This window comes from Vibrio sp. OPT46, assembly GCF_015163535.1.
GTDB lineage: Bacteria > Pseudomonadota > Gammaproteobacteria > Enterobacterales > Vibrionaceae > Vibrio > Vibrio alginolyticus.
On the sequence record NZ_JADDYG010000842.1, the window covers coordinates 125,505 to 145,784 of the forward strand.

Here is a 20,280-nt window from a genome sequence, read left to right on the forward strand (position 1 = left end):
TCGCCTCTATCAGTGTAGTGAATGGAGCGAAGTTTGCTTTCGAGTATTTTGCTGCCTGAACTCAAAGTGTTGATTGTTGGATACTCTGTTAGGCGGCGTTTAAGTTTTCTTGGGTATGAGCTCGCAGTTTTCAGAAGAAAACTGGCGAATGAAGCATACAGTTAGAACGTGCTACAACCTGTATGCTCAAACAGGCAGAAAATATTCTTTCCTGCCTGTATGTAGAGTCTGAGGAAATTACTTAATTAGACCCATTTCTTTGTAGTATTTTTCTGCACCTGGGTGAAGAGGAATAGAAAGACCAGCTTTCACCATGTCTTCTTTCTTCAGGTTTGCAAATGCAGGGTGTAGACGCTTGAACGTATCGAAGTTTTCGAATACCGCTTTTGCAACGTTGTAAGCGACATCGTCTGAAACATCAGAGGTCGTTACCATTGTTGCTGCAACACCAAAGCTGTTTACGTCTTTGTCTGTACCGCGGTACATACCAGCCGGTACTGAGCTAAAGGCGTAGTATGGGTTGTCGGCAACAATTTTATCGATTTTAGGGCCTGTTGCTGAAACTAGCTTCGCATCACATGATGTGGTTGCTTCTTTGATTGAACCGTTCGGGTGGCCGACCATGTAAATGAAGGCGTCAATTTTGTTATCACAAAGTGCCTGAGAGCGTTCAGAGCCTTTTAGCTCAGACGCCAATTTGAAGCTGTCGTTTGTCCACCCCATCGCTTCCATGACAACGCCCATCGTTGCACGGTCACCAGAGCCTGGGTTACCGATGTTTACACGCTTACCTTTCAGGTCTTCAACGTTTTCAATACCTGAATCTGCACGCGCAATGATGTTGAAAGGTTCTGTATGAAGAGAGAACATTGCGCGTAGCTTCTTGTACGGGCCTTGTTCTTCAAACTTGCTCGTACCGTTGTAGCCGTGGTACTGCCAATCCGATTGCACGATACCAAAATCTAATTCGCCTGCACGGATAGTGTTAACGTTGTAAATTGAGCCACCAGTCGATTCTACTGAACAACGGATGTTGTGGTCTTTACGACCTTTATTTACCAACTTACAGATAGCACCACCAGTTGGGTAGTAAACACCTGTCACAGAGCCAGTACCGATGGTAATAAACTCTTGAGCGTTAACTGCGCTTGCGCCCATTACGGCTGCAGCGATAGCGCCTACTTTGAGAAGTTTGTTAAATGCCATGAATTTCCCTTCCTTATATTCATTATTTACCCGGAAATAACCATAAATCACTTCTGGAGTTTCCTATTTGGAAACGGCACCTTTTTCAATCCAATCGTTTGAAAAAGCGAGCGAATCATAACAAAAAATTGGCAGAAAATTATCCAATTGTTAAATGTTATAGTTGATAAGTCTGAATTTTGTATCAGGGGATAGGATTCAATTTGTGATTTAATTCTTTTTATAACAATTACTTAATTAACGTTTAGTGACTGAAATGAAAAAGATCAATTGCGTGATGTTAATCACAAAATGGGTGGTTGAATAATGAGCGGAGTAAGCAAAAAATTTACATAAATTATGGGCTACAAAATGAGACTTCTTTTATAACCCACAATGAGTTAGCTGATTGAAGCTTTATAGAACTTAACCAGTATATTCGAACAGCTCGCACACTGATTTGAAGAGTTGCTCAGTCGTAATTGCCATGGTTGGCGTAATGAAAATGGTATCGTCACCCGCGACAACGCCAAGAATACCTTCGGATTTACCGAGTGAATCAAGCAAGCGAGCAATCAACTGTGCTGCACCTGGGCCGGTGTGAATTACCACTAACGCTGCATTACGATCGATGTCTAGTACCAGTTCACGCAGAGAGCTGCTGACTGTTGGGACACCTAGCTCAGCAGGAAGACAGTAAACCATTTCCATTTTTGCATTGCGCGTACGGACGGCGCCAAATTTAGTCAGCATACGTGAGACTTTAGATTGGTTGATACTCTCAAACCCTTGCTGTTTGAGTGCGTCAACAATCTCGCCCTGTGAGCCAAAGCTTTCTTCTTTTAACAGGGCTTTAAAGGCGCGAACTAAGTTGTCTTGTTTTTCTGAATTGCGCATAGTCATTACAAATCTCTTATTACGGGTCAGCAATTTTGCATATTCTCGCATATATATTCAGGCAGTGCCAAAGAGTCCCAGGATTATGTTAGATGCGTCACTGTAAACTATGAACCACATAGAATTCTTTAGCGCGCTGAAGTAGGGCTGTATCTGTTTTCTTGAATTCCTTGTCATTTCAACAGAATAAAAGAATAATCCAAGCCCCATTTGTAGCACGGTAACAGCGAGTTGCGCGAGGTCGCAAAGCTAGCGTTAATTGATTGTAATCAAGTTGTGATTCCGATAGCTTTATTTAAGTTGGTTACAAACTACCCTACGAATACGTTTATAAGAGAAATACTCTCAAGGAGAACTACATGAAAGTAGCCGTTATTGGTGCCGCTGGTGGCATCGGTCAAGCCCTGGCCCTTCTACTTAAGAACCGTCTTCCTGCTGGTTCTGATCTAGCCCTATATGATATTGCTCCAGTAACTCCTGGTGTGGCCGCTGATCTTAGCCACATCCCTACGCCAGTTTCTATCAAAGGTTACGCTGGTGAAGATCCTACTCCAGCACTAGAAGGCGCGGATGTTGTGCTAATTTCTGCTGGTGTTGCGCGTAAGCCAGGTATGGATCGTGCGGATCTATTTAATGTAAACGCTGGTATCGTTAAATCGCTAGCGGAGAAGATTGCGGTTGTTTGTCCGAAAGCTTGTGTTGGTATCATCACAAACCCTGTAAATACAACAGTGCCAATTGCTGCTGAAGTTCTTAAAAAAGCGGGTGTTTATGATAAGCGTCGTCTATTTGGTGTAACAACGTTGGATGTTATCCGTTCAGAAACGTTTGTTGCTGAGCTAAAAGACAAAGATCCAGGTGACGTTCGCGTGCCAGTTATTGGTGGTCACTCTGGCGTAACGATCTTACCTCTACTGTCTCAAGTAGAAGGTGTTGAGTTTACAGCTGAAGAAGTAGAAGCATTAACGAAACGTATTCAAAATGCAGGTACTGAAGTTGTAGAAGCTAAAGCGGGTGGTGGTAGTGCAACACTATCAATGGGCCAAGCTGCATGTCGCTTTGGTCTGTCTCTGGTTCGTGCTCTTCAAGGTGAAGAAGGCGTAGTTGAGTGCGCTTACGTTGAAGGCGACGGCGAACACGCGACTTACTTCGCGCAACCTGTGAAACTGGGTAAAGAAGGCGTTGAAGAAGTACTAAGCTACGGCAAACTCAGCGATTACGAAAAGTCTGCATTAGACGGTATGCTAGAAACACTAAATGGCGACATCAACATTGGTGTTGAATTCGCAAAGTAATCTAGAAAGCCTATATAAGAAGAAAGCCGATCATTTTGATCGGCTTTTTTGATCCTTGATTTCTCAACTTCGTAAAAATGGTCGAATAAAACCACGTAGTGAAGGAGAAGATGATGGAAGCGAGTCGAATCCGTAAAGGCATGGTTGTTGAGTGCCAACAAGGCGTCGGTACGATATTAGTGGTCGACCATGAAGCAGAGACGGTATTGTTGTCCAAACAAGGGACTGAACAGCAGCTCGCTGTTAGCTTTGATGAAATAGAAGATGATCCACAACTGCATGGCGGTAGTGACAGATATTACTAGCGTCTCGGGCGTCGTCATTAGGTATCAAACGTAAAAAAGGAAGAGCATGCTCTTCCTTTTAGCTATAAGCCTTGCGTTATGGGTAGCTATTGATTACTTCGTGCGTTGTACAGCGACATGAGCCAGAGTAACAAGCGCTTGTTTGTATTCAGACTCTGGCAACACTGATAGTTCTGCGATTGCTTTGTCTGCTTCTTCTAGAGCTTTTTGCGTTGTGTATTCCAGAGAGCCTGCTTCTTTCATGACCGCAAGAATTTCTTCTAAGCGATCCATGCCATTCGCTTTCTCAATCGCTTCACGAATCATGATGGCGTTTTCTGGTGTGGTATTACGCATAGCATGGAGTAGAGGTAAAGTTGGCTTGCCTTCGGCCAAGTCATCACCCACATTTTTACCCATGTCTTCGCCATCAGAAGTGTAATCCATGACGTCATCAATGAGCTGAAACGCAGTGCCTAGATACTTACCGTAATTTTGCATTGCAATTTCCACATGCTCAGGAGCGTCATTTAAGATCGCACCGATTTGAGTTGCGGATTCAAATAAGCGCGCAGTCTTAGAGTAGATGACTTGCATGTAGCTTTCTTCTGTCGTGTCAGGGTCGTTACAGTTCATCAACTGCTGTACTTCACCTTCGGCGATCACGTTTACGGCATTGCTCATTAGTTTAAGGATCTTCATGGATCCTAGTTCCGTCATCATCTGAAATGAGCGTGTATAGATAAAGTCCCCAACTAATACGCTAGCCGCATTGCCAAATGCTGCATTCGCAGTGGCTTTACCACGGCGCATGTCTGATTCATCTACCACGTCATCATGCAGCAAAGTCGCTGTATGGATGAACTCAATAAACGCAGCTGCCATTGTATGACCATTGCCTTGGTAACCAAGTGCACGGGCTGACAGTATCGCTAAAAGCGGTCTTAGACGTTTGCCTCCACCACTCACGATATAAAAACCGAGCTGGTTGATTAAAGAGACATCAGAATTAAGTTGGGCTTGAATTGTTTCATTCACTTTTGCCATGTCATCGGCAGTAAGCGCTTGGATAGTTTTAAAATCCATCGTATATCCGGCTGAAGTTAGACCCTGCAAGGCTTATTCGATTTATATAATTGTCGAATAATACACTAAAAAACGTTGATTAATACATTACTAAAGGGCATGATTGCCGCACTTTTCTTTGGCGATTAGCTTTTCGCCAATTTTTTCAAAATATGGCTTGTCATAGGAGCATCTATTCTGTAGAATCTGCGCCCTATTGATGATTAGTTTAGCGCACACCCTCAAGAAAGGCTGTGCGGAAAAAGCGGAGTAAAATATGTACGCTGTTTTCCAATCTGGTGGTAAACAACACCGTGTAAGCGAAGGTCAAACTCTTCGTTTAGAGAAATTAGACGTTGAAACTGGTGCAACTGTAGAATTTGATAAAGTTCTTCTTGTTGCTAACGGCGAAGACATCAAAGTTGGTGCTCCTCTTGTAGAGGGCGGCAAAATTGTTGCTGAAGTTGTACAACACGGTCGTGGCGATAAAGTTAAAATCGTTAAGTTCCGTCGTCGTAAGCACTCTCGTAAGCAACAGGGTCACCGTCAGTGGTTCACTGAAGTGAAGATCACTGGTATCAACGCTTAATCTATTAGGAGAGTTTAACAATGGCACACAAAAAAGCTGGTGGTTCTACTCGTAACGGCCGCGATTCAGAAAGCAAACGTCTAGGTGTTAAGCGTTTCGGTGGTGAATCTGTACTTGCAGGTAACATCATCGTTCGTCAACGTGGTACTAAGTTCCACGCTGGTAACAACGTAGGTATCGGTAAAGACCACACTCTATTCGCTCTTACTGAAGGTAAAGTGAAGTTCGAAGTGAAAGGTCCTAAGAACCGTAAGTTTGTAAGCATCGAAGCTGAGTAATTAGGTTTTTAACCAAATTACTTAATAGCTTTAAGCTGAATTCAAAAGCCCTGCCGAATCGGCGGGGTTTTTTATTTGTTGCAGTCGACATATCGAAGTTTCTCGCTAAGATCCTAAGCGATTTGAATCTGGGAGCTTAGATCTGTCATCTGCTAAAATTGTCGGATGACATAGTAAGATTTAATCCACGCACGAAGTAGTCGGAGTAAAAGATGAAGTTCGTAGATGAAGCGGTAGTAAAAGTTCAGGCTGGTGATGGCGGTAGTGGCGTTGTCAGTTTCTGGCGTGAAAAATTCATCACTAAAGGTGGCCCTGATGGCGGTGATGGCGGTGACGGTGGTGATGTTTATATCCAAGCCGATGAAAACCTAAATACCCTGATTGATTACCGTTTCCAGCGCTTCTACGAAGCTGAGCGTGGTGAAAACGGTCGCGGTGGTAACTGTACAGGTAAGCGTGGTAAAGACATCGTTCTTCGTGTACCTGTGGGTACGCGCGCTGTGGATATCCACACAAATGAAATCGTGGCGGAAGTTGCTGAACACGGTAAGAAAGTGATGATCGCAAAAGGCGGTTGGCACGGTCTAGGTAACACGCGTTTCAAATCTTCAGTAAACCGCGCGCCTCGTCAGAGAACATTGGGTACAAAAGGTGAAGTACGCGAAATTCGCCTTGAGCTATTGCTTCTTGCTGATGTGGGTATGCTTGGTCTACCTAATGCTGGTAAATCAACCTTTATCCGCGCAGTATCAGCAGCAAAACCGAAAGTCGCTGATTACCCATTCACGACTTTGATCCCAAGCTTGGGTGTCGTAAGTGTCGTACCAGAGAAAAGTTTTGTTGTTGCAGACATCCCTGGTTTGATCGAGGGTGCAGCAGATGGCGCTGGCCTTGGTATTCGATTCTTGAAGCACTTAGAGCGTTGTCGAGTGTTGCTGCACATGATCGATATTATGCCAATTGATCAGTCCGATCCGGTGCAAAATGCATTGACGATCATTGATGAACTAGAACAATACAGCGAAAAACTGGCAAGTAAGCCGCGCTGGTTAGTGTTCAACAAAGTTGATCTAATGCCTGAAGAAGAAGCGAATGAGAAGATCCAAGAAATCTTAGACGCACTAGGTTGGGAAGACGAGTACTTTAAGATCTCGGCGATCAATCGTAACGGTACTAAAGAGCTTTGTTACAAACTGGCTGACTTTATGGATAACCTACCTCGCGAAGAGGAAGAAGTGGCTGAAGAAGATAAAGTTAACTTCATGTGGGATGATTACCATAAAGATGCGATGGCGGGTAAAGACGTTATCACTGAAGATGACGACGACGATTGGGATGACTGGGACGATGAAGAAGATGACGGTCACGTTGTCTACGTTCGTGACTAATCAGAACGGTCAAACAATGCCTGTTTGCCTATAATTCATTAAGCCGCAATTATTTATTGCGGCTTTTTTTGTATCTAAATCATATTTAGGTGATGTGATTTACGGCACAATAACCGATACGTCGTGTTTTTTGAGGGTTAGTTTGGCCCTCGCGCGTATGAATGAGTAACACCCTAAAAGGAATTAGACTTATTTATGACTCTAGAAACCATACCGCCTAGAGAGTTGGCGGTATCTACTCAACGATCGATTTCTCGTCTTGTCGCCCAAGCCGGACAAATGCTACTTGCTCATGGTGCTGAAAGTACTCTTGTGAGCGATATTATGCGTCGTATTGGCCTTGCTTGTGGGGTGAATGAAGTTGCGGTAGCACTATCAGCTAATGCATTGGTTGTGACGACGGTAATGGATGGACACTGCATCACCACCACCCGAAGCTGTGCTGATCGTGGCATCAATATGCGCGTTATTACGCAAATTCAACGAATCTGTATCATGATGGAACGTGGTTTGCTCGATTCAACCATGGCGCAGAAAAAGCTGAACGCTATCAGTCCAGAGCGTTATAACCGCTGGTTGGTGGTGTTTATGATTGGCTTGTCTTGTGCGGCATTCAGTCATCTAGCTGGTGGTGATTGGGGAGTATTCATCATGACCTTTTTAGCTTCAGCTGGTGGCATGATCGTTCGCCAAGAAATTGGTCATCGTCATTTCAACCCTCTATTGAACTTTGCTGCGACCGCTTTTGTGACTACCTTAATTTCAGCACAGGCGGAAATTTACCAAATCGGTAATCTACCTACCGTAGCAATGGCATCGTCGGTATTAATGCTTGTACCTGGTTTCCCACTCATTAACTCTGTCGCAGATATGTTGAAAGGCCACATTAATATGGGCATTGCTCGATTTGTGATGGCTAGTTTACTAACGTTGGCGACATGTTTGGGGATCGTTGCTGCGATGAGTGTAACTGGAATTTGGGGGTGGGCTATCTAATGAGTTTATTTGATTTGATGTTTGGCCTTTTGAATGACATGTTTTTTGCGGCGATTCCCGCCGTAGGATTTGCATTGGTTTTTAACGTGCCACAAAGAGCCTTAGTGTATTGCGCTGTTGGTGGCGCGATTGGTCATGGTAGCCGCTACTTGATGATGCAGTTTGGCATTCCTATTGAGTGGGCAACCTTTTTTGCTGCGACGTTAGTTGGGATGATCGGTGTGTACTGGTCTCACCGTTTTCTCGCGCATCCAAAAGTGTTTACTGTGGCTGCTTTGATCCCGATGGTGCCGGGTGTGTTTGCGTACAAAGCAATGATCGCTATGGTAGAAATCAATCATGTTGGCTACTCACCCGAGCTTGTCGCAACCTGTATGGAAAACTTTCTTAAGGCCATGTTTATTATTGCAGGTTTAGCTGTTGGTCTTGCGGTTCCAGGGCTGTTATTCTATCGCCGCAGACCAATTGTATAAGGACCTAACATGATCATTAGTATGATTGCCGCGATGGCCGACAATCGCATCATTGGCAAAGACAATCAAATGCCTTGGCATCTTCCCGCCGATTTCGCTTGGTTTAAGCGTTGTACCATGGGAAAACCGGTTGTGATGGGACGCAAAACCTATGAGTCTATTGGTCGCCCTTTACCAGGTCGCTTGAATATTGTTATTAGCCGTGATGAGACACTAAAGATCGAAGGTGTCACTACCGTAACATCGATTGAGCAAGCTCTGGAAGTCGCAGGTGATGTGGAAGAAGTGATGATCATTGGTGGTGGTGCGATTTACACCACTTGTCTGCCTATGGCCAATAAACTGTATGTAACACACATTGAAGCGGCCATTGATGGTGATACTCAGTTCCCAGATTGGGGAGATCAATTTAAGGAAACTTACTCAGAAATGTATCAAGCCGATGAGAAGAACGCCTACAACATGCGCTTTACTGTGTTAGAAAAGTAATTCGAGATTAACACCGCGTAGTTAATACGGTAATGCCGTTCGTATAACAGCGAGCGGCCATCCCAACCTACCGTCATCCTGAAAAGCGACGAAAGAGCGAGATTCAGGAGCCTCTATACGAGTACTTTGTTGTCAAAGGTATTTCTATCTATTCGCCGCGCGAGGATATTAGATTCCTAGTCTCGTTAAGGCTCGTTGACCCTACAGGAGGTGTTAAGTGACAGGTATTCCTCCTACTATGGATTATCGACTGTTATTCAGTGTTTAACTTAACGCATCCTGAGTAAAAATTTTCTTATCTTCCCAACGGATCATGGTCAGTCTTCCGCCCCAAACGCAGCCAGTATCTAGCCCGATGACTTCGTTGTTCATATAACCTTGCAGTGCAGCCCAGTGCCCAAAGAGCACCGCTTTGTTTAAGTGGATACGTTTAGGCACCTCAAACCATGGAATAAGTTCGTTACCGGAAACTTGTTGCGGTGGCAATTTACAATCCATATCCAAACGACCATCAGGGAAACAAAAGCGCATCCGCGTAAAAGCATTGATAATATAACGGTATCGGTCCAAACCCTGTAGAGAGTCATCCCAGGAATCAGGTTGATTGCTGTACATGTTTTTTAATAGCCAAGGCAGCTCTTCACTTTGGATGATGCGCTCAACTTCACGGGCACACTTTCTCGCTGTTTTTAGATTCCACTGCGGTGATATGCCAGCGTGACACATCACGAACTCGTCATGCTCGGCCATTAGAGGTTGCTGAGCTAGCCATGTCAGTAGTTCCTCTTTGTCAGGGGCCGTGAAAATAGGTGCGGTTCTATCTTTGTCTTTGACCTTTTTTATCCCGTGAGCCACTGCAAGAAGGTGAAGGTCGTGATTACCAAGCACGACGATTGCGCTTGCGCCAAGTGACTTCACAAAGCGTAACGTTTCTAGTGATTTAGGCCCTCTGGCGACCAAATCACCAGCAAGCCAAAGTTGGTCTTTTTTCGCAGAGAAAGATACTTTTTCTAGTAGTCGCTGCAATTCATCAAAACAGCCTTGGATGTCACCAACAATATAGGTAGCCACTGAATCTCCAATTTACTAATTTAAAACATTTGGAACAGCCAAGCGAAATGGTTCAATTTCGGTGATGAACTCTTGCCCTTTTTCATCCAGCATTTTGTAGTGTCCTTGCATAACGCCGACAGGGGTTTCTAACGCTGTTCCGCTACTGTACGTGTATTCATCATTGCTTGGAATAAAGGGCTGCTGGCCTACCACTCCGTCACCTTCAACCGTCATTTGCTTGCCATTCGAGTCTGTGATTAGCCAGCGGCGGCTCACTAACTGTACGGTTTGCTGGCTAAGGTTTTTGATGGTGATGATATAAGCGAAAACGTAGCGTTGTAGCTCTGGGTTGGACTGTTCTTCGATGTATTTGGTGTGAACTTGAATTTTGATGCAAGGTTGAATGACGTCCATGTGCACTCCTCAGAAACGTAATATCCCAATAATAATAAGCCAAACCTACAAGGGTTTGGCTCATTGTTTGAGTTCTTAGTGCTGCGGGTTATCCGCAAGCCAGTTCGCCATTGCGACGAATTGTTCTAGCGTCAGGTTCTCTGGACGCATGCTTGGATTAACACCTAGCTCTTCTAGTACTTCTGTGCTTAACAACGATTTGTAGCAGTTACGAACTGTTTTACGACGTTGGTTAAAGCCTTCACGACAAACGCGATCGAGCAAACGCAGATCTTTCGCCGGGCATGGCAGCTCTTCGTAAGGCACTAAACGAACAACGGCAGAATCCACTTTCGGTGGTGGAACGAATGCCGTTGGCGGTACTTCCAGTACCGGTACCACTTTACAGTAGTACTGAGCCATTACCGTTAAACGGCCGTAAGCTTTGCTGCCAGGGCCGGCGGCTAAGCGGTTTACCACTTCTTTTTGCAGCATAAAGTGCATGTCTTGAATGTCTTTATGGAACTCAAAAAGGTGGAACATCAATGGTGTAGAGATGTTGTATGGTAAGTTACCAAAAATGCGCAGCTTGTTGTTTGGCTTCACTAGTTGAGTGAAGTCAAAACGCATAGCGTCACCCTCATGGATGGTCAACTTATCTGCCAGTTCAGGGTGAGTACGTAGGCGTTCCGCCAGATCGCGGTCTAATTCGATAACTGTGAACTTATCCACTTCACGACCTACTGGCTCAGTGATTGCACCAAGACCAGGACCGATTTCAACCAGGTTTTGACCTGGTTTTGGGTTAATCGCTGATACGATTCCATCAATAATGTATGGATCGTTCAGGAAGTTTTGACCAAAACGTTTACGCGCTTTGTGTCCTAAATGGACATCATTTCTCATTGTTTCTTCTCTACCAAATCTATCGCATGCGTGAGCGCTGTTCGGAAACTCCCTGTATCCGCTTGACCTGTCCCTGCCAGATCTAATGCAGTACCGTGGTCCACCGATGTTCTAATAAAAGGTAGACCAAGAGTAATATTTACTGAACGACCAAAGCCTTTGTATTTTAATACTGGCAATACTTGATCATGGTACATGCCTAAAACAGCATCAGCATCATTTAAATATTTTTCATTGAAAATGGTATCAGCCGGAAGAGGGCCGATCAGGTTGATACCTTTTTCTTGTCGAATTTTTTCCAGTGTCGGAGTGATGGTCTCGATCTCTTCACGACCTAAGCAGCCATCTTCGCCAGCATGAGGGTTAAGCCCGCAAACGTAGATGTTTGGTTGTGCGATAGCAAACTTTTCTACAAGGTCTTTATGAAGAATATCGATGATTTTTTCTAATCGCTCTTCGGTGACAGCTTTGGACACATAAGCTAAAGGAATATGTGTTGTAACCAGCGCCACGCGTAGTCCTTCCGTTGCTAGCATCATTACGACTAGCGGCGTTTGTGACTTCTCGGCGAAAAATTCAGTATGACCACTGAATGCAACACCTGCGCGATTAATCACCCCCTTATGAACAGGGCCGGTGACAATAGCATCAAATTCATCATTCATACAGCCTAAAGCCGCTCTTTCTAGCGTTTTTAGTACATAGTGGCCATTCGCTTCATTGAGCTCGCCTGCGACCGCAGGTTCCGATATTTGGATATGGTCAACGATAAGCGTGCCCGCTTTTTGTGCTTTAGGTGCTTCTTCTGGATTGTAATCAGACAGTTGGACTTCGATGCCAAGCTGCTTGGCTCGCTCCGTCAGCATATTCTTATCGGTACAGACGACAATTTGGTGCGCCCAATCTTCTTTCGATAGGGCAAGCACTAAGTCTGGGCCGATACCCGCAGGTTCCCCTGCGGTTACGACAATTCTACGAATTGTATTAGTTGTCATTGTTGTCATCCACGATTTCAACAAACGCACTTGCGCGTAGCTCTTGCATCCATGCGCCCGCTTCTTCATTAAATTTACGGTTAAATAGAATACGGTAAGCTTTGTTCTTCATCGCTGAGTCAGTGCGGTCAACTTGGCGACGATCCAACACTTCAACGATATGCCAGCCGTGAACGGTTTTGAACGGTTCGCTGATTGAGCCAACTGGCAGAGTTTCTACTTGGTGCTTGAATTCTGGCACGTAAAGATCTGGTGTTTGATAACCTAGTTCACCGTCTTGTGCTGCCGAGCCAGGATCTTGACTGTATTGTGTTGCCAATTGAGCGAACGTTGCTTCACCGGCTTTGATGCGGCGTACAAATTCATTCAGTTGCTTCTTCGCCCCTTCGTCGCTCAGAATCACGGTTGGTTTAATCAAAATATGACGCGCATTTACTTCCGTTACCGCAACCGTTTCTAGGCCTTTTACATCCTCTATTTTTAGGATGTGGAAACCAACGCCACTACGGAAAGGACCAATAATGCTGCCTTTGTTTTGCATCTTGATCTGATCAGCAAAGATGGTCGGCATCTCTTCTTTACGCATCCAGCCCCAGTCACCACCTTGTAAAGCTTTAGGACCTTTTGAGTAGGTGTAGGCCATCTCCGTAAAGTCTGCACCTTCGTTTAGCTTTTTCGCGAGCGCTTTAGCTTCTGCTTCTACAGCAGATTTTTCTTTATCGTCAGAGAAGCGCAGTTGAATGTGTCCAATTTTGTATTGAACAGTCGCATTGGTTTCTTGTGATAGTTGCTCAGCAAGGCTATCGACCTCTGCTGGAAGGATATTAATACGGCGACGAACCAGTGCATTGCGAGCTTCTGATGCGGCGATTTCCTTACGAATTTGTTCGCGGAATTCTGGGTAACTTAAACCTTCACTTTCTACAGAAGCAGCGAGTTGTTCTACCGATTGCTCATTATTACGTGCGATCTCTGCAATCGCTTGGTTTAAACGGTTGTCGTCAATACGCACACCAATACGGTCAGCTTCTTGGCCTTGCAATGTGTCAATGATAAGTTTTTCAACAACTTGTTCTTTTAATACGCTGGTAGAAGGTAAGCTCTTTCCACTTTGACGAGCGTTGGCTTGCAGCGTTTTCATCGCTGTTTCGATGTCGCTTTGTAGAACTACACCGTCGTTCACGATGACCGCAACCTTATCGATCTCTACTGGTGCTGCAACCGCTCCGCAAGAGAGTAGGGTCGTGAATAAGATTGATTTCCAAATTTTCATTTAAAATTCCGTCAGTATTTTTGAATAGGCGTCTTATTCATTTAAGACGCCTATTTTGATTAATTGTTCAGATAGAATGGGCGGCCGTACTTAATCGCGTTGTCAGAACCATCCAGTTCTTTGACAGCAGTGTCTTCACGCTGGTTGGTCGCAAAGCCTTGAATACCGAAGTTAACGCTGAAGTTATTTTCGTATTCAGGTGATGCCCCGGTGCTGCCGATAGCTTGGTCTTCCCAACCAAGCAATTGGTTTGAGTAAGTGACGCCAATGTACCAACAGTCAGATTGGTAACGTAGGCTCGCTAACCATTCTAGGTCCGCATTTTCATTGAGGTCGTAGTAGTATTGACCACTCGCAGACCAGTTCGGGTTGAACTCGTAGGCCGCTACAATACCTGCTTGAGAAATACCTTTACGAGTAATTGTGTCTAGGTTTTCGAGAATGATCGTATCTTCGATGTATTCACGCGTAACGTAGCGATAGTTACCCTGAATAAAGCCGCCGTTGAATTGGTATTCCAAGGTACTGTTTGCCAACTGCATGGAGCTCAAATCAATATCGTATTGAATTCCACCGTGATAGAACAAGTAATCGTTGTAGTTGAAATCAGCTTCAATCGCCCATGATGAGTAATTGGTTGTCTCATCCGGAAGATTTGGGCTGTTGCTCAGTTTGGTCTTTTTATCGAAGTAGTAAATCTGACCAAATGAAACGTTAAGACGCTCTTTATAGTCATCATCAAAGAAGCGAGTACTCGCACCGTAGCTTAACTGGTTCGCCGAGGCGATTTTATCAATGCCACTGTACTTACGACTGCGGAATAGCCCGTAGTAGTCGGTTTGTAGCAAGGTGGTATCGTAGTTGTAGATGTTGGTTTGATCTTCTTCAGGTACGTACAAGTACTGCAGCTGAGGCTCCAGTGTTTGGGTGTAGCCCTTGATCCAGCTTGTATCTCGCTCTAAGTAAAGTTGCGCATGCGTACGGAACTCAGGAATAACACGAGAAACTTCATCATCCAACTGGTTTTGCAAGTTTACATCAGTCAAACCCGTTAAGTCTTGAGAGTAATACGTAGAGAGCACACGCGCTTCTGTTGTCCACGTTGCCCATGAGTTTGAGAGTGGTAATGTAAGCCCTGGTTCAATGTGAACACGGGTCGCATTTGGTCGCGCAGCATCGCTGGTATCGAAGCGGCTCACTTGGCTCTTCACGTCAAAGTTAAGGTAGTCTCCCCACAACGGCGTGTAGTAGTTCAAGTCTAACTGAGGAAGCAGGCGATAAGGGCGGTTCTCTTCTTTCAATAAGATTTGGAAGTCACGAACGGTTAACGAGGCATCCCAGAAGTCAGAACGATATTGTACTTGTCCTTCTTGAACCAGTTGACCATCTTCACGGTTACCAATGTCGGAGTCGAGATCGAGGAAGTAATCAATATCACTCACTTTTGAGTAATCGACTTTGACTATCCACTGTTTATTGATGATACCGTCGTGTTTAACTTGGTAGCCCCAACGAGACTCGTCCTGATATTTGCGATCACTATTGAGGTATTCGCCTTTGATTTCCCCATTTCCCCAACCATCTGTTAGGTAGCGGAAATCAGTATCGAGTTTTGTACCACGTTGCTGCATATAGAGCGTGGTGAGTGTCATGTCATATTGAGGCGCGATGTTCCAATAGAATGGCACCTCGACTTCCATACCATCACTAGAACCATACGATAAAGAAGGAAAGAGGAAACCCGTTTTACGCGTATCTCCAATTGGCATGGTTAGATACGGCACATAGAAAACAGGCACATCTAACACTTCAAATCGAGGATGGTGCAGCGTCGCTGTCTCTTCATCTTGGTCAACATCGATGCCTGACGCAACCAATCGCCATGAATTATCGCCTTGAGGGCACGATGTGATAGAGCCGTCTTCGAGTTCATAAACCGACTGACCTGTGCGAGCGATATAGGCTGCAGTGCCTCGGCCTTGTTGGCAAAGGAACTGATAATCGGTGTTCTCAAGTGAAAACGTATCTTGATTAATGTCGTTAGTAACACGATCAGATCGAGCTTTGACTTGGCCGTCATTGAAAGTCACGTTGCCTTCGGCAACCACGACGTTGTCTTGTTGGTGCAGCGTTACGCTATCTGCGGTAATTTTCTTCTGGCCTTGGGTGACTTGTACATTACCTGAGTACTGAGCTTTGTCACCATTGATGGCTTGCAGGGTGTCAGCTTCTACCACTACTGGGGTATTAAGAGCGTCCTCCTCGCCACTTGTATCGACCAAACATTGATCTGTGGCGGGCATTTCCTGCACACTATCATGGATATTCGCTTCAGCTTGAGTGGTGGGTACAAACAAGGCGGTGCTGATAGAGGCCGCTAAAAATGTGCGGGAGAAATGTTGCATTGAATTGAACTTTCCTGTGTCACTACTACTCGATGGCTATAGGGCTTGTTGTACCCTAGCGTAATAGCCAAATGAATCAACTATAGTCGCATTTATCCCAGCGTATTGATTCACTGTGGCATAATGACGACAAAATAGCTGCAAAGATAAGCAGGCGAAATGGCCTAGCCGAAATAAAACTAATTCCATTATCATAAAGGAAATCGTTGCATCCGGCACTATAAGACCGCCGTCGTCGATAAAAATTCATTGATAGAGAACACATAATGCATATTTTTGGCAAAATTCTGGGTGCCTTTTTTGGCTTGTTACTTGGCGGACCGCTAGGTTTACTCTTTGGCTTATTTATTGGCCATCAATTCGATAAAGCACGTCGCTTGAGTCAAGCCGGGTTCTCTACTGGCGGCTTTGGAAAAGGGCCAAGTCAAGCTCAGCGCCAAGAAGAGTTTTTTAAAGCGGCGTTTGCGGTAATGGGACATGTGGCAAAAGCGAAAGGCCAAGTCACCAAAGAGGAAATCCAACTGGCTTCAGCCATGATGGACCGCATGAATTTGCATGGCGAACAGCGTCGCGCAGCGCAAGACGCGTTTCGTGAAGGTAAAGACAGCGACTTTCCGTTAGAAGATGTTCTTGTTCGTGTGAAAATTTCGACAGCTGGTCGCTTTGACTTGTTGCAATTTTTCTTAGAGCTGCAAATCTCGGCGGCCTTTGCAGATGGCTCGATCCACCCGAGTGAACGAAATGTACTACACAAGATTGCACGTGGTTTGGGTTTCTCTTCTGAGCAATTAGAGCGTCGTTTGCAAATGCAAGAAGCCGCATTTCGTTTCCAAAGCCAGGGCGGTTTTCATGGTCAGCATCAAGGCCAATCTTCAGGTGGTAGCTGGCAACAAGCTTCACAAGCGGATCAGTTGGCCGACGCGTACAAAATTCTGGATGTGTCTTCAGATGCAGACAGTAAAACCGTCAAGCGTGCTTATCGTAAACTGATGAACGAGCATCACCCGGACAAATTGATGGCTAAAGGCTTACCACCAGAGATGATGAACGTCGCGAAAGAGAAATCTCAAGAGATTCAAAACGCTTACGATCTTATTAAGAAGGTTAAAGGCTTTAAGTAGTCGGACGTTTTCTATCAAACATTTGGATGTAAAAAAGGGCACTCAGTGCCCTTTTTTTTCATGTCTTAGTCTTTGAGTTGCCGGTGTCTTTAGCTTTTGGCCTATTATGTCCCTAATGCTAATTGACCTCACATCCCCCAGTTTAGTTGGCTTGATTCAAGTCCCAATCGTATTCGTATTTCACTTTGCCAGAGAAGTTTTTGTATTGCGGTGCGTACTTTGCGATGTGTTTGAAGATTTGTTTTTCTCCACCAAAGTCCGTTGCAAACCAATCATAAATAGAAGACAGCTGTGCCGTGTTACCTTGGATAGATACGCCTTTGCTGCTGTTGATAAATGTTTTGGCGGCACTATCCAGTAGAGCTTGCGTGTTGTCAGCAGTGAATGCTTGAGATTGCAGATTAGGGCATCCTAGGCTGGCACAGTTAACCGCGTAATGCGTTCTTGGGTCATTCCAAATTGGACGCAAAATTCGATGTTCAATATCGTTTAAAGTTAGATCCTTCCCATTGACCACGACCACATCGTCTCCCCAAGGACCAAAGCTAAATAAACCACCTAGCTTGGTGATTGATTCGACTGGATAGTTATCCAAAATAAGATCTACCGTGATGGCGTTGTAAAGGTTTACCCAATAGGCATATTGCTCTGCTTGGTTGTATTGTAGAGGGTCTAGTTTTGCCAAACGCTGGATGTATTGTTTCAGCTTAGTTTTATCGACAGAGGAGACTTGGCTATAACGAAACAAGGTATTCTCGCCTTGTTCAACTAAATAAGTATCGAGCAGTTGTTGCCATTCTTGATGAGAAATTTGGGTTTGGTTGGCTTGATTCGATTGTTTCCAATATGGCCATAAGTCGGATTTAGGCGCGGACAATGTCGAGAAAGAAACCAGAGCACACAACAGCAATAACAGACGCTTCATAGAGATACCTTTGAATGAGATATTGTTGATAGTGTAGACCAGTTTAGTGCTTGTTTTCTTTCAGTAATCAGTGGCCTTTATTCGCTGTCATTCCGAGGAGCATAAGCGATATCAGGAATCTAATACCCACAAACTCTTGAGTAAAGACAGTATGAATCTGTACAGTGCGCTCTGGTAGTCGATCCTGAATCACGCTCCTTCGTCGCTGTTCAGGATGACGAATTTCAACAGAGGCGTTCGGTATTCTGTAAGCAAAGCGATATGAGATCAGTCACCCAAAACAAATCAAGGGCCGACAATTGCCAGCCCTTGATTTGTGTATTTACTAACGCGTCTTAACGCAAGAAGCTTGGAATATTCGCTTCGTACTCAGCAATCTTATCTTCGTGTTGAAGGGTTAGGCCAATGTTGTCCAAACCGTTTAGCAAGCAATGACGACGGAACGAATCGATTTCAAAACCATATTCTTTGCCGTTGGCACGAACGACATTCGCTTCTAGGTCGACCTCGACTTCTGCACCTTCATTTGCCTCAACAAACTGGAAGATTTCATCCACTTCTTGTTCAGTCAAACGAACTGGCACCATTTGGTTGTTGATCGAGTTGCCGTAAAAAATATCGGCAAAGCTTGGTGCGATCATCGCTTTGATGCCGTAATCCGCTAGTGCCCACGGTGCGTGCTCACGAGATGAGCCACAGCCGAAGTTTTCACGAGCCAGCAAGATAGACGCGCCTTGGTAGCGAGGTGCGTTCATCACGAACTCTGGATTTGGCTGTTCACCAGCATCGTCTAGGAAGCGCCAGTCATGGAATAGGTGCTTACCAAACCCTAGGCGGGAGACCTTTTGTAGGAACTGCTTTGGAATGATGGCATCAGTATCAACGTTCGCTGCATCTAGAGGAACAACTAAGCCTGTGTGTTGTTTAAAGCCTGACATTGGTTTGCTCCTTAGTCTAGTTCACGAATATCTACAAAGTGACCAGCAATTGCTGCTGCCGCTGCCATCGCAGGGCTCACTAGGTGGGTACGGCCATCACGACCTTGGCGGCCTTCAAAGTTACGGTTTGAAGTAGACGCACAACGTTCATGTGGGCCCAAACGGTCATTGTTCATTGCTAGACACATCGAGCAACCTGGTAGGCGCCACTCAAAGCCCGCTTCTTTAAAGATAACGTCCAAGCCTTCCGCTTCTGCTTGCGCTTTTACTTGCTCAGAGCCAGGAACGATCAGCGCTTGAACGTGAGGCGCGACTTTGCGACCTTTCGCTACTTCAGCGGCTGCGCGCATGTCTTCGATACGTGAGTTAGTACAAGAACCAACGAAGACTTTATCGACGTTGTAATCAGACAATGACTTGCCTGCCTCTAGGCCCATGTAAGCCAATGCTTTTTCTGCCGATGCTTTTTCTACTGGGTCGGCAAAGCTTTCTGGTGCTGGGATAGGTTGATCTACTGCGATCACTTGGCCTGGGTTAGTACCCCAAGTGACTTGTGGTCTGATATCCGCTGCGTTTAGTGTCACGACTGCATCAAACTGAGCATCATCGTCAGTTTTTAATGTCTTCCAGTATTCTACTGCTGCATCAAAGTCGGCACCTTGAGGTGAGAATTTACGGCCTTTGATGTATTCGAACGTGGTTTCATCTGGCGCAATCAAACCGGCTTTCGCACCTAGCTCTATCGCCATGTTACATACGGTCATGCGGCCTTCCATTGAAAGGTCAGTGATCGCTTCACCACAGAATTCAACCACGTAGCCTGTACCGCCAGCTGCTGTAGTTTCACCGATGATTGCTAGCACGATATCTTTCGCCGTGATACCCGGAGCCACTTTGCCTTTTACTTCGATCTTCATCGTTTTGGCGCGCGCTTGTTTTAGCGTTTGAGTTGCTAATACGTGCTCAACTTCTGATGTACCAATACCAAAAGCGAGAGAGCCGAATGCACCGTGTGTAGCCGTGTGCGAGTCACCACAAACAATGGTCATGCCCGGTAGGGTAATACCAAGCTCTGGGCCCATAACATGCACAATACCTTGGTATTTATGGTTGATGTCGTAAAGCGTAACGCCAAACTCTTCACAGTTTTTCGATAGCGTTTCCATCTGGATACGAGCCATCTCACCCGATGCGTTGATGTCTTTGGTGGTTGTCGAAACGTTGTGGTCCATGGTGGCAAAAGTTTTGCTGACCTGACGCACTTTACGACCTTTTTCACGCAAGCCGTCAAATGCTTGCGGAGACGTCACTTCGTGTACCAAGTGACGGTCG

21 protein-coding genes are annotated in these 20,280 nt (G+C 45.2%); 9 read left to right on the forward strand and 12 right to left on the reverse strand.

Going from position 1 to position 20,280, the window contains the following annotated elements:
* Positions 1-237 precede the first annotated feature (237 nt).
* Positions 238-1,206: a TAXI family TRAP transporter solute-binding subunit gene (locus tag IQR33_RS29920; RefSeq protein ID WP_054579268.1), complete on the reverse strand. Its 969-nt coding sequence runs from the start codon at positions 1,204-1,206 to the stop codon at positions 238-240.
* A gap of 405 nt (positions 1,207-1,611) precedes the next feature.
* Complete coding sequence (gene argR, locus IQR33_RS29925) at positions 1,612-2,082, reverse strand: transcriptional regulator ArgR (RefSeq protein ID WP_005379659.1); 471 nt, start codon at positions 2,080-2,082, stop codon at positions 1,612-1,614.
* A 359-nt stretch (positions 2,083-2,441) separates the two neighbouring features.
* On the opposite strand from argR, the gene mdh reads away from it, so the two are divergent.
* Positions 2,442-3,377 carry a malate dehydrogenase gene (mdh, locus tag IQR33_RS29930; protein ID WP_005379660.1) on the forward strand — a complete coding sequence of 312 codons (936 nt, stop codon included), beginning with the start codon at positions 2,442-2,444 and terminating at the stop codon, positions 3,375-3,377.
* Positions 3,378-3,490: 113 nt separating this feature from the next.
* Complete coding sequence (locus tag IQR33_RS29935; RefSeq protein ID WP_005379661.1) at positions 3,491-3,682, forward strand: hypothetical protein; 192 nt, start codon at positions 3,491-3,493, stop codon at positions 3,680-3,682.
* Positions 3,683-3,775: 93 nt separating this feature from the next.
* Here IQR33_RS29935 and ispB read toward each other — a convergent pair whose 3' ends face one another.
* Positions 3,776-4,747, reverse strand: a complete 972-nt coding sequence (gene ispB / locus IQR33_RS29940; protein ID WP_005383097.1) for an octaprenyl diphosphate synthase — start codon at positions 4,745-4,747, stop codon at positions 3,776-3,778.
* 256 nt (positions 4,748-5,003) lie between these two features.
* On the opposite strand from ispB, the gene rplU reads away from it, so the two are divergent.
* The 6 genes from rplU (at position 5,004) to folA (ending at position 8,939) form a co-directional block, all read left to right on the forward strand.
* Entirely contained in the window at positions 5,004-5,315 is a 312-nt protein-coding gene (gene rplU / locus IQR33_RS29945; protein WP_005383096.1) for a 50S ribosomal protein L21, read from the forward strand.
* A gap of 20 nt (positions 5,316-5,335) precedes the next feature.
* The gene (rpmA, locus tag IQR33_RS29950; RefSeq protein ID WP_005383095.1) at positions 5,336-5,593 is read left to right on the forward strand and encodes a 50S ribosomal protein L27; all 258 of its coding nucleotides are present in this window, start codon (positions 5,336-5,338) and stop codon (positions 5,591-5,593) included.
* A 212-nt stretch (positions 5,594-5,805) separates the two neighbouring features.
* On the forward strand, positions 5,806-6,981 hold the full coding sequence (gene cgtA / locus IQR33_RS29955; protein WP_005383091.1) for an Obg family GTPase CgtA: 1,176 nt from the start codon (positions 5,806-5,808) through the stop codon (positions 6,979-6,981).
* Between the two features lie 195 nt (positions 6,982-7,176).
* Positions 7,177-7,977: a threonine/serine exporter family protein gene (locus IQR33_RS29960; RefSeq protein ID WP_005379664.1), complete on the forward strand. Its 801-nt coding sequence runs from the start codon at positions 7,177-7,179 to the stop codon at positions 7,975-7,977.
* Complete coding sequence (locus tag IQR33_RS29965) at positions 7,977-8,450, forward strand: threonine/serine exporter family protein (protein ID WP_005379665.1); 474 nt, start codon at positions 7,977-7,979, stop codon at positions 8,448-8,450. The genes IQR33_RS29960 and IQR33_RS29965 overlap by 1 nt, the downstream gene beginning before the upstream one ends.
* A 9-nt stretch (positions 8,451-8,459) precedes the next feature.
* Positions 8,460-8,939: a type 3 dihydrofolate reductase gene (folA, locus tag IQR33_RS29970; protein ID WP_054579267.1), complete on the forward strand. Its 480-nt coding sequence runs from the start codon at positions 8,460-8,462 to the stop codon at positions 8,937-8,939.
* 264 nt (positions 8,940-9,203) lie between these two features.
* On the opposite strand, the gene apaH is transcribed toward folA, so the two are convergent.
* The 6 genes from apaH to lptD all read right to left on the reverse strand — a co-directional run bounded on the left by apaH (position 9,204) and on the right by lptD (position 15,964).
* Complete coding sequence (gene apaH / locus IQR33_RS29975) at positions 9,204-10,010, reverse strand: bis(5'-nucleosyl)-tetraphosphatase (symmetrical) ApaH (RefSeq protein ID WP_054579266.1); 807 nt, start codon at positions 10,008-10,010, stop codon at positions 9,204-9,206.
* A gap of 15 nt (positions 10,011-10,025) precedes the next feature.
* Positions 10,026-10,406, reverse strand: a complete 381-nt coding sequence (apaG, locus tag IQR33_RS29980; RefSeq protein ID WP_005379668.1) for a Co2+/Mg2+ efflux protein ApaG — start codon at positions 10,404-10,406, stop codon at positions 10,026-10,028.
* Positions 10,407-10,481: 75 nt separating this feature from the next.
* Positions 10,482-11,291: a 16S rRNA (adenine(1518)-N(6)/adenine(1519)-N(6))-dimethyltransferase RsmA gene (rsmA, locus tag IQR33_RS29985; protein WP_005379669.1), complete on the reverse strand. Its 810-nt coding sequence runs from the start codon at positions 11,289-11,291 to the stop codon at positions 10,482-10,484.
* A complete protein-coding gene (gene pdxA / locus IQR33_RS29990; protein WP_054579265.1) occupies positions 11,288-12,286 on the reverse strand; it encodes a 4-hydroxythreonine-4-phosphate dehydrogenase PdxA in 999 nt (332 codons plus the stop codon). The genes rsmA and pdxA overlap by 4 nt, the downstream gene beginning before the upstream one ends.
* Positions 12,276-13,559 (reverse strand): peptidylprolyl isomerase SurA, encoded by a 1,284-nt coding sequence (surA, locus tag IQR33_RS29995; RefSeq protein WP_005379672.1) that lies wholly within the window; start codon positions 13,557-13,559, stop codon positions 12,276-12,278. The genes pdxA and surA overlap by 11 nt, the downstream gene beginning before the upstream one ends.
* Before the next feature lie 59 nt (positions 13,560-13,618).
* Complete coding sequence (lptD, locus tag IQR33_RS30000) at positions 13,619-15,964, reverse strand: LPS assembly protein LptD (RefSeq protein WP_005379673.1); 2,346 nt, start codon at positions 15,962-15,964, stop codon at positions 13,619-13,621.
* A gap of 266 nt (positions 15,965-16,230) precedes the next feature.
* On the opposite strand from lptD, the gene djlA reads away from it, so the two are divergent.
* Positions 16,231-17,085 carry a co-chaperone DjlA gene (gene djlA / locus IQR33_RS30005; protein WP_005383076.1) on the forward strand — a complete coding sequence of 285 codons (855 nt, stop codon included), beginning with the start codon at positions 16,231-16,233 and terminating at the stop codon, positions 17,083-17,085.
* 142 nt (positions 17,086-17,227) lie between these two features.
* On the opposite strand, the gene IQR33_RS30010 is transcribed toward djlA, so the two are convergent.
* From IQR33_RS30010 to leuC, 3 genes are all read right to left on the reverse strand, one after another.
* Positions 17,228-18,010, reverse strand: a complete 783-nt coding sequence (locus IQR33_RS30010; RefSeq protein ID WP_005383074.1) for a DUF547 domain-containing protein — start codon at positions 18,008-18,010, stop codon at positions 17,228-17,230.
* 335 nt (positions 18,011-18,345) lie between these two features.
* Positions 18,346-18,948, reverse strand: coding sequence for a 3-isopropylmalate dehydratase small subunit (gene leuD / locus IQR33_RS30015; RefSeq protein WP_005383071.1), 603 nt, complete (start codon positions 18,946-18,948; stop codon positions 18,346-18,348).
* Positions 18,949-18,959: 11 nt separating this feature from the next.
* Positions 18,960-20,280: 3-isopropylmalate dehydratase large subunit (gene leuC, locus IQR33_RS30020; protein WP_228014221.1), on the reverse strand; the 1,321-nt coding region annotated here is incomplete at its 5' end.